This window comes from Streptomyces sp. NPDC006134, assembly GCF_040628835.1.
Classification (GTDB): domain Bacteria; phylum Actinomycetota; class Actinomycetes; order Streptomycetales; family Streptomycetaceae; genus Streptomyces.
Genome location: NZ_JBEXTV010000009.1, coordinates 140,057 through 156,299, shown reverse-complemented (window position 1 = coordinate 156,299; position 16,243 = coordinate 140,057). Strand labels below are relative to the sequence as shown.

Sequence of the window (16,243 nt, the reverse complement as noted above, 5' to 3'; positions counted from 1 at the left end):
TCCACTTTACGGACGCGCCACCGCGGGCGGGAGTCACTCCCTCCCCTCACCCGGCTGCCGTGCCGCGCCCGAGGGCGGGTCAGCGTCCGAATCCGGCCAGCTTCGCCCGCAGCTGCAGCACCGACTTGGTGTGGATCTGGCTGACCCGGCTCTCGGTCACGCCCAGCACGTTCCCGATCTCGGCGAGGGTGAGCCCTTCGTAGTAGTACAGCGTGACCACGGTCTTCTCCCGGTCGGGCAGCGTGTTGATGGCCCGTGCCAGCAGCTGCCGCAGCTCCCGGTCCTCGGCCACCTCCACCGGGTTGTCGGCGGCGGTGTCCTCCAGGGTGTCCATCAGGCTCAGCCGGCCGCCGCCCTCGCCGCCGGCGTGCAGCAGCTCCTCCAGTGCCACCACGTTGGCCAGCGACAACTGGCTGAAGACGGCGTGGAGTTCCTCGACGGCGATGCCCAGCTCGGCGGCCACCTCGCCCTCCGTGGGGGTCCGCCGCAGCCGCGCCTCCAGCGTGGCGTAGGCCCGCTCGACGTTCCGCGCCTTCTGCCGCACGGAGCGTGGGATCCAGTCGAGCGCCCGCAGCTCGTCGATCATCGCGCCCCGGATGCGCGTGATCGCGTACGTCTCGAACTTGATCTCGCGGTCGATGTCGAACTTCTCGATCGCGTCGATCAGCCCGAACACTCCGGAGGAGACGAAATCCGCCTGCTCGACATTGGGCGGCAGCCCGACGCTGACCCGGCCCGCCACGTATTTCACGAGGGGCGAGTAGTGCAGGATCAGCTGCTCCCGCAGCCGCTCGTCCCCTGTCGCCTTGTACGACCGCCACAGCTCGTCGAGCGTCGAGGGGGCGGGCGGCCGCACGCTGCCACCGTCCCGGGCGGCTGGGGGGATCGCCGCCCGGTCGGACCCGGAGGTGTGCTGGGGCATTCGTCGCCTTGTGCCGTTCTGCCGTGAAGTGAGGTGCCTCGGTGACCTGTCGTCCCGGGCCCGCTTGCCGATCTGTGTGGGGGTCCTCGTGAGCGTAGCGTGACTGGGGCGTCGCGGTGCGCGAAGAGCGGAGGGGGAATCGTACGCCGATACGTTCCGCGGGACACCGCACCGGAGGCATGATGATCGCTCTGCGTGATCACTCACCTGCCTCAACTGCGGTGATTCCCAAGGTTGTCGGCGTTCCCTCGGACGGCCGAACACGCTCGGTCAACTTGGCGGCCGGCCGGCCCGGCTGGACATCACTGCCTGGCGTGTCAACTTCCAGCCGTCGTCGTGTCGTTCGACGTAACCGAGTGCTCGAAGCTCGTACAGTCTCGCGATCGCGTCGTCCTCCGTCGTCCGGGCGCCCCTCGCGATCTCGGACGGCGCCGCCGTCCGGCGCGCCGGCAGGGCGGCCAGGACCTGGCGGGCGGGCCCGGGCAGCAGGTCGGCGGGGAGCACCGGGCCGCGTCGCTCCGGGGCCAGCTCCCCCATGGCCCCGACCAGCTCGACGACGTCGGCGGCGTCGGTGACGAGGGTGGCGTCCCCGCGCAGCAGTTCGTGCACGCCCGCGGAGAGCCCGCTGGTGGCCGGGCCGGGTACGCCCATCGTGTGCCGGCCCAGGCGCTGGGCCGCGCGGGCCGTGACCAGCGAGCCGCTGCGGTGTGCCGCCTCGACGACCACGGTGCCGCGGGTGAGCGCGGCGATCACCCGGTTGCGCAGGACGAATCTGCTCGGCGTCGGGTGCTCGCCCGGCGGCAGCTCCCCCACCACCAGTCCCTGGTCCGCGATCCGGCCGATCAGCCCGGCGTGTCCGCGCGGGTAGGGCCGGTCGACGCCGCAGGCGAGCACGGCGACGGTGGCGCCGCCCGCGCCGAGGGCCCCTCGGTGGGCGGCGCCGTCGACTCCGTAGGCGCCGCCGGAGACCACGACCCAGCCTCGTTCGGCGAGGCCGGCGGCGAGCGTGGCCGCCATGTGGGTGCCGTACGCGGTGCAGGCGCGGGCGCCGACGACGGCCACCGACCGCAGCGCCCACATCCGCAGGTCGGGCCGTCCGCGCACCCACAGCCCCAGCGGCCGCGCGTCCCCGAGGTCGTCGAGCTGTCCCGGCCATTCGACGGTGCCGGGACGCACGAACCGCACGTCCGCCGCACGCGCGGCGGCCAGGTCGCCGCGCGGATCGGCCCGCTCGGCCCGCGCCCGCAGCCCCGCCCAGCGCTTCGCGCTCACGCCCGGCAGGGCCGCCCCGTCCGCGCGCAGCCGCCGGGCCACCTCCCGCACGCCGTGCTCCCGCACCCACCGCCCGCCGGTCTCGTCGCCGGGCTCGAGGACCCGGGTGAGGAGGACGCGGTCGAGCAGTTCGGGGTCCACGCCGTCCCCGGCGTTCACGTCAGCGCCCCGATGGCCATGGGCACGCCGCGGGGCACGCCGGTCCGCAGCTGGAGCGCCAGGGCCACGTCCGTGGCGCCGGGCCGGTCGTGGCCGGCGAGGTCGGCGACGGTCCAGGCGACGCGGAGCACCCGGTCGAGGCCGCGGGCGGTCAAGAAGCCCCGTTCCAGGCTCCGCTCCGCCTCGTCCATCGCCCCCGGCGCGGCCGGCCAGCGGTGGCGCAGTTCGTGTCCGGGGATCTCGCTGTTGCTGCGCCAGGGCGTGCCGGCCAGGCGTGCGCCGGCCCGCTCCCGGGCCGCCCTGACGCGTGCGGCGACGGTCGCGGTGGATTCGCCGGGGGCACCGCGCGCCGCCAGTTCGGTGCGGGTGACGCGGTCGACCTCGACGCGCAGGTCGACGCGGTCCAGCAGCGGTCCGGAGAGCCTGGCCTGGTAGCGGCGGACCGCCGAGGGCGGGCACTCGCACAGGGTGTCCGTCTGCGAGAAGCGCCCGCAGGGGCAGGGGTTGGCGGCGAGCACCATGAGGAATTTCGCGGGGAACCGTACGACGCCCGCGCTGCGCGCGATGACGACGTGCCCGGCCTCCAGGGGCTGCCGCAGTGCGTCCAGGGCGTGGCTGCTGAACTCGGGCGTCTCGTCCAGGAACAGCACGCCCCGGTGGGCGAGCGAGACGGCGCCGGGCCGGGCGATGCCGGGGCCGCCGCCGACCAGAGCCTGCATCGTGGCCGAGTGGTGCGGGGCGCAGTACGGGGCCGCGTCGATCAGTGGTTTGCCCGGTGGCAGCAGGCCCGCGACCGAGTGCACGGCCGTGACTTCCAGCGACTCCTTGCGGCCGAGCCGGGGCAGGAGCGCGGGGAGCCGTTCGGCGAGCATCGTCTTCCCGGCGCCCGGGGGTCCCTCCAGGAAGAGGTGGTGCCCGCCGGCCGCGGCGACCTCCACCGCCGTGCGCGCCGAGGTCTGGCCGACGACGTCGGCGAGGTCGTGGCCGTGGTCGGACGGCGCCGCTCCGACGAGGTGGATGCCCGCGCCGGGCACGCGCAGGCCGGCCGCCAGGGGGTCGGGGCGGCCCTGTTCGTCCGGCTCCTCGTCGGGCACGGGTTCGTCCGCGAGGACGGCGATCAGCTGGCGGAGGGTGCGTACCCCCAGCACCGAGACTCCGGGCACCAAGGACGCCTCCGCGGCGGCGCACTCCGGTACGACCACCTGTTCGAAACCGGCGTCCGCCGCGGCCAGCACCGCCGGCAGGATGCCCCGGACCGGCCTGACCCGCCCGTCCAGGCCCAGTTCGCCGATCATCACGATGTCGGCGAGCACACGGGGGTCGATCCGCTCGGCGGCGCCGAGGACGGCGCTGGCGACGGCGATGTCGAAGCCGCTGCCCGCCTTGGGCACCGACGCCGGGCTGAGGCCCACCGTGAGCTTCTTCTGGGGCCACTCGGCCCCGGAATTGACCACGGCGGCCCGCACCCGGTCCCGGCTCTCCGACAGGCTCTTGTCGGGCAGTCCCACCAGCGTGAACGTCGCGACGCCCGGTTCGAGGTCGGCCTGGACCTCGACGACCACGCCCTCGACCCCGACCAGGGTCACCGAGCACGTCCGCGCGAACCCCATCACGCCACCCCCCGCACGTGCTCGACGACCGGGGCTCCGCGCTCCGGCAGCACCACGCCGATCAGGTCGATCCGGGCGCCGCCGGGCGGCGCTCCGCCATGGGTGTGGATCCAGCGCTCGGCGAGCCGCCGCAGCCGCTCGGCCTTCTCCGGGGTCACGGCGGCCATCGGATGTTCGAAGCAGCCGCCCCGGCGGGTCTTCACCTCGCAGAAGACCAGGGCGTCCCCGTCCCGGGCCACGATGTCGATCTCACCGGTCCTGCCGCAGCGCCAGTTGCGCTCCAGGACCGTCATCCCGGCCTCGGACAGCCGCCGTGCGGCCAGATCCTCGCCGTACCTGCCCAGCGCTCCTCGTGCGTTCATCTCGGCACCACCTCCGGTGCCTACGATGCGGGCGGGCCGACGAGCTGTTGGATCTTGGTGGACGGCTCGGCGATTGTGGAAAACTCACTCACCCACACGGGGGACGGACCACCCGGCGTCACCCACTCGGCAGCTCCAGGTCACTCTTGTTGAGCTCCTCGATGTTCACGTCCTTGAACGTCAACACGCGTACCTGCTTCACGAAGCGCGCCGGCCGGTACATGTCCCACACCCACGCGTCCGCCATGGTGACCTCGAAGAACACCTCGCCCTGGACCGAGTGGACCTGCATCTCGTAGTCGTTGGTCAGGTAGAAACGCCGCTCGGTCTCGATCACGTATTTGAACAGACCGACGACATCGCGGTACTCCCGGTAGAGCTTGAGCTCCATCTCGGTCTCGTACTTCTCGAGGTCCTCGGCGCTCATGGCATGTTCCCCTTCAGCCGTGCGATCCCACCATTGTGCGCCAGTCCCGTGAGCCCCTAGACGATTTCCGGGTCAAGGGTCACGGGCCCGGCCGGGGGACCTTCGTCGAGCAGCGTGCGCAGCAGCTCGGCGAGTCTGTTCGGATACACCGTCTCATGTGCCCGGGCCAGTTCCTGGTACGTCCACCAGCGCGCTCCCACGACGCTGCGCCGTTCCAGCTCGGTCAGACCCGCGGCCACGGTCGCCGTCCGGTCCGTACGGGCCAGGTAGTACCACTCGTCCTGGTTCCAGCGGCGGCCGGCGAAGGGGAAGGAGCACCGCCGTCGCCACAGCACCGGGCCGAGCTCGACCTCGGTGATCCCGGTCTCCTCGGCCAGTTCCCGCAGGGCGGCCTGTTCCCGGGTCTCGTCGCCCTCCACGCCGCCGCCGGGCGTGAACCACCAGTCGTCGGCCGGGTCGTCCGGCTCGTGACCGTGCAGCAGCAGGATGCGGTCCCGCGGGTCGAGCAGCACCACCCGGGCGACCTTGCGCAGCCCGCCCTCGTACGTGTCCTGCCCCGCCCGCGTCGTCTCAGCGGGCACCGGCCGCCTCCCTCCCGGTCCGGGCGCGGGAGGCGGCGGCCCGCTTGGCGAGCGGACCGTAGGCCGCGCCGCCGAAGATCAGCACCACGCCGGCGATCACCAGCGCCACGATCGTCCGGAGCGGGCCGGGCGAGGAGAGGGGGCCGAGCGCCTCGAAGCCGGTCGCCGGCCGGAGCATGCCGTCCATGGGCCAGGCGACGGCGTCGACCCGCGCCTCGACGGCGCCGACCGCGACGGTGCCGTGGGCCGCCTCGGTCAGGTGGGCGGTGGAGTCCAGGGAGGTGCCGCGCTCGTCGCCGAGCAGGAACAGCCGTCCCTTCGGGACGGTCACGGCCGGGAAGGAGCCGTCCTCGGCCGCGGCCCCCTCGGGCAGGTAGGGCTCGTCGATCTTCTTGCCGTCGACCGTCAGCCTGCCGTCCTGGCAGCAGGCGACGGTGTCACCGCCGACGGCGACCACACGCTTGACCATGGGGGCATCGGCCCAGGTGGCGTCCTTGAAGACGACGACGTCGCCGCGGCGGACGTCCTCGCCGCCGATGCGCTGCGCCAGGACCCGGTCGCCGGCGTCGATGGTCGGCGCCATCGAACCGGTCGGCACGGTGTACGGCCGGTAGACCACCGCTCCCCAGGCGAAGCCGCCGAGGAACAGCACCAGGCCCAGCGCCACGGCCAGCCCGGACAGCCGCTGCCCGGCCCGGCCGCCCGCCGGGCCCGTGGTGGCGCCACCGCCGTGCGGTGCCGTACGTGTCATGCTCTCGCCGCCCATGGATCCGCACCCTACCCGGCGGTACCCGGGAGGTCAGCCCTTCCCCGGCGATCGGGACCCGCCCGCGTACGGCCCGTCCTCCCGGAAGGTCTCCCGGAAGTCCTCCGGGAAAGCCCTCAGCGGGTCTCGGCGGGGGCGATCCGCCGGCGCCGCCACAGCGCGACCGGCACGACGCCGGCGAGGGCGAGGCCCTGCGGCGCGACCGACAGGGCGCCGGCCGCCGCGGGGGCGGCGTTCAGGCCGGGCTGGTCGAAGGTGTCCGGCACCGGCAGGGTGGCCCAGCGGTTGACCGGCCAGGCGACCACGATGGCGCGGCCGACGACCTCGTCCACCGGGACCATGCCGTTGTGCTTGTCGGAGCGGTTGTAGCGGGAGTCCCGCGAGTTCTGGCGGTGGTCGCCCATGACCCAGATGTAGCCCTTGGGGACCTCGACCTTGAACTGGCCGCCGTTGTCGTCGACGCTGCACGGGGTGTTGCCGGGGTAGACGAAGTCCCGGTCGTCCAGTGCCTTGCCGTTGACCTTGAGCGGGCCGGAGCCCTTGCACTCGACCGTGTCGCCGCCGACACCGATCACCCGCTTGATCAGGTCCTTCTCCTCGACGGACGGCATCAGGCCGATCCAGCTGAGGAAACTCTGCAACGGGTTGGGGTCGGGCGTCGGCTCGCCCGCCAGCCAGTCGTCGGGGTCGTGGAAGACGACGACCTCGCCGCGCTCGGGTTCGGAACCGAACCAGGGGGTGAGCTTGTCGACCAGGACCCGGTCGCCCTGCTGGAGGGTGTTCTGCATCGAGTCGGAGGGGATCGAGAACGCCTGCACCAGGAACGTCTTGATCAGCAGCGCCAGCACGAGCGCGATGCCGATCAGGATCGGCAGTTCCTTCCAGAAGGAACGCTGTTTCCTGGCCTCCTTGGGGGGCGGCGCTCCGCCCGGCCCCCGGTCCTCGTTTCCGCCGGTCTGTTCGCCCGTCACCGTGCCGTCCTCAGTCGTCGTCCCGGAAGCCGCCGTCCCGGATCCGCTCCCGGAGGCCGCGGTGGTGTCCGCGGCCGGGCCGGCCGCTTCCACGGGGCGTCCGCGGTGTTCCTCGCCGTCGTGTCCGGACCGTGCGCCGACCGCCACATCCCCCACGCCAACTCCTCACTCTGTGCCGCCGCCTGCCCCATGTGCGGCGCAGGCCCACCACTCCCATAACGAGCGGGAGTTCCGCAGGGCTCGGGAGCTGGATCATTCCGTTCGGATCGTCGGGGGCAACCCTATGCGACAGGCGGGGCCCGGCGGTCGATCCGGAGGCCGCGTCGGACACGGCCGCGTACGTCTCCGGCTCCCCCAGGGTGCTCCAGTGGCCGAACGGCCAGGCGATGACCATGGCCCGTCCGACCACCTGGTCCTCGGAGACCGTACCGCCGTACTCGCGGTCCTGGTGGACGCGGGAGTCGGCCGAGTTGGACCGGTGGTCGCCCATCACCCACAGCCGCCCCTCGGGGACCGTGACGTCGAACCGGATGGTGGAGGGGACGTCTCCGGGGTGGAGGTAGCCCTCGTCGAGGGGGACGCCGTTGACGGTGATCCGCCCTTGCGCGTCGCAGCACCGGACGCGGTCGCCGCCCACGCCGACGACCCGCTTGATGAGGTCCTTCTCGTCGTCGGAGGGCAGCAGGCCGATGAAGGTGAGACCTTCCTTGATCTGCTTGACGACGACCGGATCGTCCTGCTCGGCGGACTGCTCGCCCTGGAGCCAGCCGCCGGGATCGCGGAAGACGACGACGTCCCCGCGTTCGGGTTCGGAGCCGAACCAGGGGGTGAGCTTGTCGACCAGGACCCGGTCGCCGATCCGGATGGTCTGCTCCATGGAGCCCGAGGGGATCACGAAGGCCTGGACGAGGAAGGTCTTCAGCACCAGTGCTATGAGGACGGCGACGCCGACGAGGAGCGGTATCTCCTTCATCGCGCTGCGTCTGCGGCGCCGTTTGACCTTGCGCTGGAGCTTGCGCCGCTCGGCGCGGGTCCGGCCGCCCGTCCGCCCGCCGGCGCGCCGGGAGCCGCCGGGCGGCGGGTCGCCCGCCGGGCCGTCGGAGGCGCCGCGCCGGGGCCTGCCGCGGCTACCCATGGCCGCCCTCCCCCGCCCGCGCGGCGGGCACGCGCGCGTAGCCGCCGGGGCGGTCCAGGCGGGTGGCGTGACCGAAGGGCCAGACGATCCAGTCGGCGCGGCCGATCACCTCGTCCACGGGGATCATGCCGCCGCCCGGCGAGCCCAGGTGGTCCCGGGAGTCGCTGGAGTCGCTGCGGTGGTCACCGAGGACGAACAGCGTGCCGTCGGGCACGACGACGTCGAAGCGGACCGTGGAAGGGCTGTCCCCGGGGTACAGGAACTCCGACTCGTCGACCGGCCGTCCGTTCACCTCGATCCTCCCCTCGCCGTCGCAGCAGACCACGTGGTCTCCGCCCACTCCGACAACGCGTTTGATGTAGTCGCCGTGCCCGAAGTACCCGGTCCCGTCGAACACGACGACGTCGCCCCGCCGCGGCCGGTCCCCGAAGCGGTAGGCCAGCTTGTTGACGAGCACGCGGTCGCCGATCCGCAGCCCGCCCTCCATGGACCCGCTGGGGATCCGGAACGGCTGCAGGACGAAGGTGAAGACCAGCAGCAGGCAGAGCAGCGAGGCCAGCAGGGTCACGGTGATCCAGCCGCCGGGGACCCACTCCGTGACGCGGTCCGCCAACGCGAAACGCGACCGTCCCTCCCGCTCCTCCGGTTCCGAGGTGTCCTCGGCGTCGGAAGGGCGGGGGGAGCGGTCGCGCTCCGTCGGCTGTGCTTCGGTGTCCATCGGGGCCAGATGCTATCCGGCCCCGCTGTGGACCCCCGAGCGCGCTCAGCTCTCGCGCTTCTCCTTGATCTTCGCCGCCTTGCCGCGCAGCTCGCGCAGGTAGTACAGCTTGGCGCGACGCACGTCACCGCGGGTGACGAGCTCGATCTTCTCCACGATCGGGGTGTGCACCGGGAAGGTGCGCTCGACGCCGACGGAGAAGGAGACCTTGCGGACCGTGAAGGTCTCGCGCACGCCGGAACCCTGGCGGCGGATGACCACGCCCTTGAACTGCTGCACACGGGAGCGGTTGCCCTCGATGACGCGGACGTGGACGTTGACGGTGTCACCCGGACGGAAGGCCGGGACGTCGCTGCGCAGCGACGCGGAGTCGACGGAGTCGAGCAGGTGAGACATTTCGTCTGCTTTCTTCGCTGATGCCACAGGTCATCAACGGGACTAGGTGGTTCGGATCGGGGCCGTGCGGGTCGGAGCGGGCGTCGTCTCCCCCTGTGGCAGGGGCACACGCCGGACGGACGCACAGCAGCGGCCTATTCTTCCACGCCCCCGGTCCTGCGCCAAAATCGGCCGTACGGCTCCCCCGCCGGGTCCGGTTCCCAGCCCAGGATGGAGAGCATCTCCCGGTCCTTCTTGTCGAAGGTCTTGGGGTCGCAGCGCTCGATCAGGTCGGGCCGGTGGGCCGTGGTGCGCTTGAGGGCCTCGTCGCGGCGCCAGCGGGCGATCTTCCCGTGGTGGCCGCTGAGCAGCACCTCGGGGATGTCCCGGCCGCGCCACAGGGGCGGCTTGGTGTAGACGGGTCCTTCGAGGAGATTGGCCATGGCGCCGGGGGCGAAGGAGTCGTCGCGGTGGGACTCGGCGTTGCCGAGGACGCCGGGCAGCAGCCGCGCCACCGCCTCGGTGACGACGAGGACGGCCGCCTCGCCGCCGGCGAGGACGTAGTCGCCGATGGAGACCTCGTAGACGGGCATGCGGGTGGCGTACTCGTCGACGACGCGCCGGTCGATGCCCTCGTAGCGGGCGGGCGTGAAGATCAGCCAGGGACGCCCGGAGAGGTGGACGGCGAGTTCCTGGGTGAAGGGACGGCCGCTGGGGGTGGGCACGACGAGGGCGGGTTCGCCCGAGCCCGTCTCGTAGCCGTCGGCCAGGACGGTGTCCAGCGCGTCGCCCCACGGCCCGGTCTTCATCACCATGCCGGGGCCGCCGCCGTACGGGGTGTCGTCGACGGTGTTGTGCCGGTCGTACGTCCACGCGCGCAGGTCGTGGACGTGCACGTTCAGCTGCCCGCGCGCGCGGGCCTTGCCGACGAGGGAGACGTTCAGCGGTTCCAGGTACTCGGGGAAGATCGTGACGACGTCGAGCCTCATGCGTTCTCGTCCCTCGACGAGGCGATCTCGGCCCGGTCGTCGATGAGGCCCGGCGGCGGGGCGATGACGGCCCGCTGCTCCTCCAGGTCGATCTCGGTGACGATCTCCGCCACGAACGGCACGAAGACCTCGCTGCCGTCGGGGCGCTCCACCACGAACAGATCCTGGGAGGGCAGGTGGGAGATCTCGGTGATCCGGCCGACCTCCGTCCCGTCCTCGGTGACGACGTCGAGGTCGATCAGCTGGTGGTCGTAGTACTCGTCCTCCTCCTCGGGCAGCTCCTCGGGGTCCACCTCGGCGATCAGGAGGGTGTTGCGCAGGGCCTCGGCGGCGTTGCGGTCGTGCACGCCCTCGAAGCGCAGCAGGAGACGGCCGCTGTGGACGCGGCCCGTCTCGATGGTCAGCGGCCCGGCCGAGGCGGGGTCGGTGGCCAGGACGGCGCCGGGGGCGAGCCGCAGTTCCGGCTCGTCGGTACGGACCTCGACGGTGACCTCGCCCTTGATGCCGTGGGCGCGGCCGATGCGAGCGACTACCAGCTGCACTTGTGTGAATCTCCTGTCATACGACTACGGGCCGGGGACGGCCCTGTGGCCCTCCCCGGCCCGAGCCGGTTGCGATAAGCGTCAGCGGACGTCGTCCACGTCGACCAGGTCGACGCGGACGCCGCGGCCGCCGATGGCGCCCACGACGGTGCGCAGAGCGCGTGCGGTGCGGCCGTTGCGGCCGATCACCTTTCCGAGGTCGTCCGGGTGGACCCGGACCTCGAGCACACGCCCACGGCGCAGGTTGCGCGAGGCGACCTGCACATCGTCAGGGTTGTCGACGATGCCCTTCACGAGGTGCTCGAGAGCCTCCTCGAGCATGCTCAGGCCTCGGTCGACTCAGCCGAAGAAGACTCGGTCGCAGCCTCGTCCTTCTTCTCGGCCTTCTTCTTCTGGGTGATGGCCTCACCCTTGCCCTCGTCCTCACCGCTGATGGCCTCGAACGACGGGCGCGCCGGCTTCTCGGCCGGCTGCAGCAGCGGAGCCGGGGCGGGCTCGCCCTTGAACTTCTGCCAGTCGCCGGTCTTCTTCAGGATGGCGAGCACGGGCTCGGTGGGCTGGGCGCCGACAGAGAGCCAGTACGCCACGCGCTCGCTGTCGACCTCCATCACCGACGGGTTGTACGTCGGGTGGTACTTGCCGATCTCCTCGATGGCCCGGCCGTCACGGCGGGTACGGGAGTCGGCGACGACGATGCGGTAGTGAGGCGAACGGATCTTGCCCAGACGCTTCAGCTTGATCTTGACTGCCACGGGAGTGGGTTCTCCTGGAATTGACGTGGTTGGGCACGGCGAGAGAGCCGCGTGGGGTTGCGGTACCCGAGTGCCCGATGGACGCGTCAGCCGGAGGAGAGAGGGGTCCTATGCGGCTGTCGAGTACAGCTAGCCATTCTGCCACACCTCGCGGACCGCTTCCGGCCCGGGGGCGCCGGACCGGAAGCGCGGACGCGGCTGCCGCGAACGGCCGCGCTCTCAGCCGGCCGCCGCGCCCACGACCTCCGGGATCCGGAACGGCTTCCCGCAGCCGCCGCACACGATCGGGGCCTGGGCCAGCACGGACGGGACCACCCGTACGTTGCGGCCGCAGTCGCAGACGGCCTTCACGCGCACGCCGCCGCCGGAGGAGCCGTGACGGGCGGCCGGGCCGCGGAAGGTGCGGGCGGAGTCGGCGGCGGTCGCCGCGGAGTGGGCCTTCAGGGCGCGCTGGAGGCGCTCGATCGTCGGGCGGTAGCGGCGCTTCGCCTCGGGGGTGAGCGTGACCAGCGAGAAACCGCTGCTCGGGTGCGGCTCCTCGGGGTGGTCCAGGCCCAGCTCCTCGGCGATCGCGAGGAATCTGCGGTTGTGGTACCGGCCGGCGCGGGAGGTGTCGCGTACACCGCGCGCCGCGGCGATGCCGTGGACTGCCTCATGGAGCAGTCGTTCGAAGGAGAGGGTGTGCCCGCAGGCGGACGACGACTCTCCGATCAGGGACTCGGGCGCGGCAAGATCGGGCAGCTCGGGGTGGTGCCGCTGAATGTCGGCCCACGCCTGCGCCAGCTCTGCGGCGAGAACAGGTGGTGTCGTGCTCACGTAATGGCAACGAGCCGGGGTGCCGCTGTGTTCCTATTCCGGGGCATCCCAAATATTTTGCTCGTACCCGTCAGTTGCCGCTGATGCGCGCCGACGAGGGCGGGTGCGCCGATCTGCGGAGAAGCCGCACAGCTCGTACCAAGGTGGTGCGTAGCCCGCCGTACGCGCCCGCGTGTAGCGCGTGTCCACACGCCGGGTCGTGCGGAGTGCGCCGGTGCGCAAGGGGCGTTTCGGCCGCGTGCGCGCCGGAGGACACCATCTTGGTGAACACGCGCGCCGACGACGTTACCGGGTGGGGTGCCGGCGTCCGGCACCGGCCCGCCCTCGGCGACCGAACGCCGTGCGGTCACCGCGGGCCCGGCCGGCCCGGCCTCGCCCTTCCCGCCGGGCACCGCCCGCGGCAGGCGGGCCCGGCCGCCCGTCGCCCGCGGCCCGCCGCCGGTCGCCGAACTCGCGGACCTTGGCCGGAACCGCCTCGCCGTCCTTCGCCGCGAGGACGGGGACGTCGGCCGTGAAACCGGCGCGCACGTCCCGCTGGAGGCGCCCACCGCCTTGATGCGTGCGTCCGTCTCCCGCCGGGTCCGCCTCCTCGGGCCCCTGCCCGTGCGGCCGGATCACCCTGGTGCCGCGCACCGGGACGTCGCCGGCCGGTCCGGTCCCGGCGGCCGGCTCCCGGCACCGGCGCGGGGAGCCGTCGGCCCGGAGCGTGGGGGCGGGCGCCCCGGCCGGGCCTCGATGGTGCGGGCAGGTTGCAGGGAGGTGAAATCTCGCCACGCACCCGCCGATTACGCAAACCGGTCCCCTCGACCACTGGACGTCACGGCGAGCCCGGAGTTTCCTGGCATACGGGGAGTGCGGGCGCACCGCACGGGGGCCACCGACAACAGGGCACAGCGGCAACTTGCGAGAACTCTCGGCGATTGGGGCGCTTTCCTATGACACCTACGCTCGTGCGGCAGCACCCATCTCACGCCGGGGCGGCGCCCCGCGTGGACCTGCGGGCACGCGCGCGTGACTGGTCCGAGATCCAGGAGCGGATGCTCGTACCGCTCTACGAGGCCGTCTACGAGCGACTGGACGTGGGGACCGGCACACGACTGCTGGGGCTCGGCTGCGGTTCCGGGCTGGCCCTGCTGATGGCCGCCTCCCGGGGTGCCGCGGTCACCGGTGTCGACTCCCGCGCACCGGAACGGCTGGCCCTCGCGCGGGAGCGGCTGCTGCCCGGCGCGGCGGGGGCGGAGCACACGCGCGCGCGTGCGGACACCCGGATCGTCGAGGGCTCGCCCCGGGACGTGGACGGCACGGACGACGCCGGCCGCGCCGCGTACACCCTGGTGACCGCCTTCGAGCCCATCGGGTGCCTGGCCGGTGACGCGGAGGGGCTGGGCGAGCTGCTCGCGCAGGCGACGCCGCTCGCCGAGCGGGGGGCGCCGGTGGTGCTGGCCGGCTGGGGGCCGCCGGAGCGCTGCGCCACGTCGTCCGTGCTGCGGGTGGCCACCAAGCTGGCCGATCCGCTGCGCAGCGCGGGCAGCTGGCGGCCGGCGCTGCGCGACGACCTGGAGGAGGTCGCCCAGCGCGCCGGTCTGCGGCCGGACGGCTCGGGACGGGTGGCCTGTCCCTTCGGGTACGCCGACGTCGCCAGCGCGGTACGGGGCCTGCTGTCGACGGGGCTGTTCGACGCGGCGGTCACCGCGACGGACCGGGAGCAGGTGGACAAGGAGCTGGCGGAGGCGCTGCACGCGTACCGGCGCGAGGACGGGACGGTGTGGATGCCGAACGTGTTCCGGTACCTGATCGCCCGCGTCCCGTGACCTCCGCCGGGGTGCGGCGCGGGACCGTCAGGTCTCCGGGGCGTCCTTGCGCAGGCGCGTGATCCCGGCGATCCGGTAGGCGTCCGCCTCCTCCAGCGTCTCGTTCTCCAGCAGGGCCCGGGCGAGCGCGTCGAGCTGCCCGCGGTGGTCGCGCAGCTTGCGGCAGGCCTCCTCGTAGCACTCGTCGACGATCCGCCGCATCTCGCCGTCGATCGCGTCGAGGGTCTGCGGGGCGGCGGCGAGCCCGTAGGTCTGCTGGGCGTCGTTCGGGAGGGCGGAGAGGCGGCCGACGCGTTCGCTCATGCCCCAGCGGGCGACCATGCCGCGGACGATCCGGGTGACCTGTTCCAGGTCGTTCTCGGAGCCGGTGGTGATGACGCCGTAGACGACGTGCTCGGCCGCCATGCCGCCGAGCGCGCCGATGATGCGTCCGCGCAGGTACTCCTCGGTGTACGCGTACTTGTCCGAGTCCGGCGTCGACAGGGTCACGCCGAGCGCGCGCCCGCGCGGGACGATGGTGATCTTGCGGACGGGGTCGGCGCCCGGCTGGAGCATGCCGAGCAGGGCGTGGCCGCTCTCGTGGTAGGCGGTGCGCCGGCGCTCCTCCTCGGGCATGACCAGCGCGCGTTCGGCACCGAGCTGGACCTTCTCCAGGGCGTCGGACAGGTCCGTCTGCGTCACGCGCCGCTGCTTGCGCTTGACGGCGAGGAGGGCGGCCTCGTTGGCGAGGTTGGCGAGCTCGGCGCCGGTCATGCCGGGGGTGGTGCGGGCGACCTGCCCGAGGTCGACGTCGGGGGCGAGCGGGATGGCGCGGGTGTGGATGCGCAGGATCGCCTCCCGGCCGCCCCGGTCCGGCGGGGAGACGGTGACGACCCGGTCGAAGCGGCCGGGGCGGGTCAGGGCGGGGTCGAGGATGTCGGCGCGGTTGGTGGCGGCGATGACGATGACGCCCTCGGCTCCGGAGAAGCCGTCCATCTCGGTGAGGATCTGGTTCAGCGTCTGCTCGCGCTCGTCGTGGCCGCCCATGCCGGAACCGCCACCGCGGGCCCGGCCGATGGTGTCGATCTCGTCGATGAAGATGATCGACGGTGCCACCTTGCGCGCCTCGGCGAACAGCTCCCGCACCCGGGAGGCCCCGACGCCCACGATCATCTCGATGAACTCGGAGGCGGACGCCGAGAAGAACGGCACCCCCGCCTCGCCGGCCACCGCGCGCGCCAGGAGCGTCTTGCCGGTGCCGGGCGGGCCGGACAGCAGGACGCCGCGGGGCATCTTGGCGCCCATGCGGCGGTAGGCGTCGGGGTTCTTCAGGAAGTCGACGACGTCGTTGAGCTCGCCCTCCACCTCGTCGATGCCGGCCACGTCCGCGAACGTGGTGCGTGCGCGGCCCGGCTCCAGCTCCACCGGCTTGGGCGGTGCCTTGCGGCCGAGCATGCCGCCGGCGCCGCCCATCGCCCCGCGCATCCGCCGGGCGATGACGATCCACAGGACGATCAGCAGCAGCATCGGCGCCAGCGAGATCAGCAGGTTGGCGAGGAAGCCGCGCTGCTGCACGACCGGTTCGGCGGTGACGGTGACGTCGTGCCGGGTCAGGTCCTCCCAGAGCCGGTCGTCGGCGAAGGCCGGGCGCTGGGTCTGGAACTTGGTGTAGGTCCCGTCGCCCTCCGGGTCGTCCCGGGCCTTCTTCAGCTGGCCCTGGATGGCGTCGCCCTTGGAGTAGATCTTGCTGACGTTGCCCGCATCGACCTGCCTGCTGAACTCGGTGTAGGAGATCGTCGGCTCGTCGCCCTCGTCGAGGAAGGAGAGCACGAGGTTGGTGACGAGGTAGACGACCAGCGCGGCGACGACCAGGCTCCACCAGCCGCCGCGCATGCGCCGCCCGCCGGGCGGCGGCTTCTGCGGCTCCTCGGGCGTGCCCTCGGTCCGCCAGGGCGGCTCCGGGGCGTTGCGCGGCGGGGAGTTGTCGGCCATATCCGGACGTTACGACACGAATGCCGCGCGGGCATGCGCGGATACGGCATACGGCACCGGGGGC

Annotated in this window: 18 protein-coding genes; 1 reads left to right on the top strand and 17 read right to left on the bottom strand. The window is 72.8% G+C overall.

Annotated elements, in window-relative coordinates:
• Positions 1-79 precede the first annotated feature (79 nt).
• The 16 genes from whiG to ABZ340_RS08605 all read right to left on the bottom strand — a co-directional run bounded on the left by whiG (position 80) and on the right by ABZ340_RS08605 (position 12,397).
• Complete coding sequence (whiG, locus tag ABZ340_RS08680) at positions 80-922, bottom strand: RNA polymerase sigma factor WhiG (RefSeq protein WP_358781017.1); 843 nt, start codon at positions 920-922, stop codon at positions 80-82.
• 270 nt (positions 923-1,192) lie between these two features.
• Entirely contained in the window at positions 1,193-2,353 is a 1,161-nt protein-coding gene (gene dprA, locus ABZ340_RS08675; protein WP_358781016.1) for a DNA-processing protein DprA, read from the bottom strand.
• Positions 2,350-3,963 (bottom strand): YifB family Mg chelatase-like AAA ATPase, encoded by a 1,614-nt coding sequence (locus ABZ340_RS08670; RefSeq protein WP_358781015.1) that lies wholly within the window; start codon positions 3,961-3,963, stop codon positions 2,350-2,352. Before ABZ340_RS08670 ends, dprA begins: the two co-directional genes overlap by 4 nt.
• Complete coding sequence (locus tag ABZ340_RS08665) at positions 3,963-4,325, bottom strand: YraN family protein (RefSeq protein WP_358781014.1); 363 nt, start codon at positions 4,323-4,325, stop codon at positions 3,963-3,965. The genes ABZ340_RS08670 and ABZ340_RS08665 overlap by 1 nt, the downstream gene beginning before the upstream one ends.
• Before the next feature lie 118 nt (positions 4,326-4,443).
• The gene (locus ABZ340_RS08660) at positions 4,444-4,752 is read right to left on the bottom strand and encodes a DUF2469 domain-containing protein (RefSeq protein WP_018544766.1); all 309 of its coding nucleotides are present in this window, start codon (positions 4,750-4,752) and stop codon (positions 4,444-4,446) included.
• Positions 4,753-4,808: 56 nt separating this feature from the next.
• Positions 4,809-5,333, bottom strand: a complete 525-nt coding sequence (locus ABZ340_RS08655) for an NUDIX hydrolase (RefSeq protein ID WP_358781013.1) — start codon at positions 5,331-5,333, stop codon at positions 4,809-4,811.
• Complete coding sequence (gene lepB, locus ABZ340_RS08650) at positions 5,323-6,099, bottom strand: signal peptidase I (RefSeq protein WP_358781012.1); 777 nt, start codon at positions 6,097-6,099, stop codon at positions 5,323-5,325. The genes ABZ340_RS08655 and lepB (ABZ340_RS08650) overlap by 11 nt, the downstream gene beginning before the upstream one ends.
• A gap of 116 nt (positions 6,100-6,215) precedes the next feature.
• Positions 6,216-7,163, bottom strand: a complete 948-nt coding sequence (gene lepB / locus ABZ340_RS08645) for a signal peptidase I (protein WP_358781011.1) — start codon at positions 7,161-7,163, stop codon at positions 6,216-6,218.
• Positions 7,081-8,205, bottom strand: coding sequence for a signal peptidase I (gene lepB / locus ABZ340_RS08640; RefSeq protein WP_358781010.1), 1,125 nt, complete (start codon positions 8,203-8,205; stop codon positions 7,081-7,083). The genes lepB (ABZ340_RS08645) and lepB (ABZ340_RS08640) overlap by 83 nt, the downstream gene beginning before the upstream one ends.
• Positions 8,198-8,923 (bottom strand): signal peptidase I, encoded by a 726-nt coding sequence (gene lepB, locus ABZ340_RS08635; protein ID WP_358781009.1) that lies wholly within the window; start codon positions 8,921-8,923, stop codon positions 8,198-8,200. The genes lepB (ABZ340_RS08640) and lepB (ABZ340_RS08635) overlap by 8 nt, the downstream gene beginning before the upstream one ends.
• A gap of 45 nt (positions 8,924-8,968) precedes the next feature.
• Positions 8,969-9,319, bottom strand: coding sequence for a 50S ribosomal protein L19 (gene rplS / locus ABZ340_RS08630; RefSeq protein ID WP_358781008.1), 351 nt, complete (start codon positions 9,317-9,319; stop codon positions 8,969-8,971).
• A 134-nt stretch (positions 9,320-9,453) separates the two neighbouring features.
• Positions 9,454-10,287 carry a tRNA (guanosine(37)-N1)-methyltransferase TrmD gene (gene trmD / locus ABZ340_RS08625; RefSeq protein WP_358781007.1) on the bottom strand — a complete coding sequence of 278 codons (834 nt, stop codon included), beginning with the start codon at positions 10,285-10,287 and terminating at the stop codon, positions 9,454-9,456.
• Positions 10,284-10,829: a ribosome maturation factor RimM gene (rimM, locus tag ABZ340_RS08620; protein ID WP_358781006.1), complete on the bottom strand. Its 546-nt coding sequence runs from the start codon at positions 10,827-10,829 to the stop codon at positions 10,284-10,286. Before rimM ends, trmD begins: the two co-directional genes overlap by 4 nt.
• Before the next feature lie 81 nt (positions 10,830-10,910).
• Positions 10,911-11,150 carry an RNA-binding protein gene (locus tag ABZ340_RS08615; RefSeq protein ID WP_030612780.1) on the bottom strand — a complete coding sequence of 80 codons (240 nt, stop codon included), beginning with the start codon at positions 11,148-11,150 and terminating at the stop codon, positions 10,911-10,913.
• Positions 11,151-11,152: 2 nt separating this feature from the next.
• The gene (gene rpsP / locus ABZ340_RS08610) at positions 11,153-11,581 is read right to left on the bottom strand and encodes a 30S ribosomal protein S16 (RefSeq protein ID WP_358781005.1); all 429 of its coding nucleotides are present in this window, start codon (positions 11,579-11,581) and stop codon (positions 11,153-11,155) included.
• 219 nt (positions 11,582-11,800) lie between these two features.
• Positions 11,801-12,397, bottom strand: coding sequence for a hypothetical protein (locus ABZ340_RS08605; RefSeq protein ID WP_358781004.1), 597 nt, complete (start codon positions 12,395-12,397; stop codon positions 11,801-11,803).
• A 935-nt stretch (positions 12,398-13,332) separates the two neighbouring features.
• Here ABZ340_RS08605 and ABZ340_RS08600 point away from each other — a divergent pair.
• Positions 13,333-14,208, top strand: a complete 876-nt coding sequence (locus ABZ340_RS08600) for an SAM-dependent methyltransferase (protein ID WP_358781003.1) — start codon at positions 13,333-13,335, stop codon at positions 14,206-14,208.
• 27 nt (positions 14,209-14,235) lie between these two features.
• On the opposite strand, the gene ftsH is transcribed toward ABZ340_RS08600, so the two are convergent.
• Complete coding sequence (ftsH, locus tag ABZ340_RS08595; protein ID WP_358781002.1) at positions 14,236-16,179, bottom strand: ATP-dependent zinc metalloprotease FtsH; 1,944 nt, start codon at positions 16,177-16,179, stop codon at positions 14,236-14,238.
• Positions 16,180-16,243 lie beyond the last annotated feature (64 nt).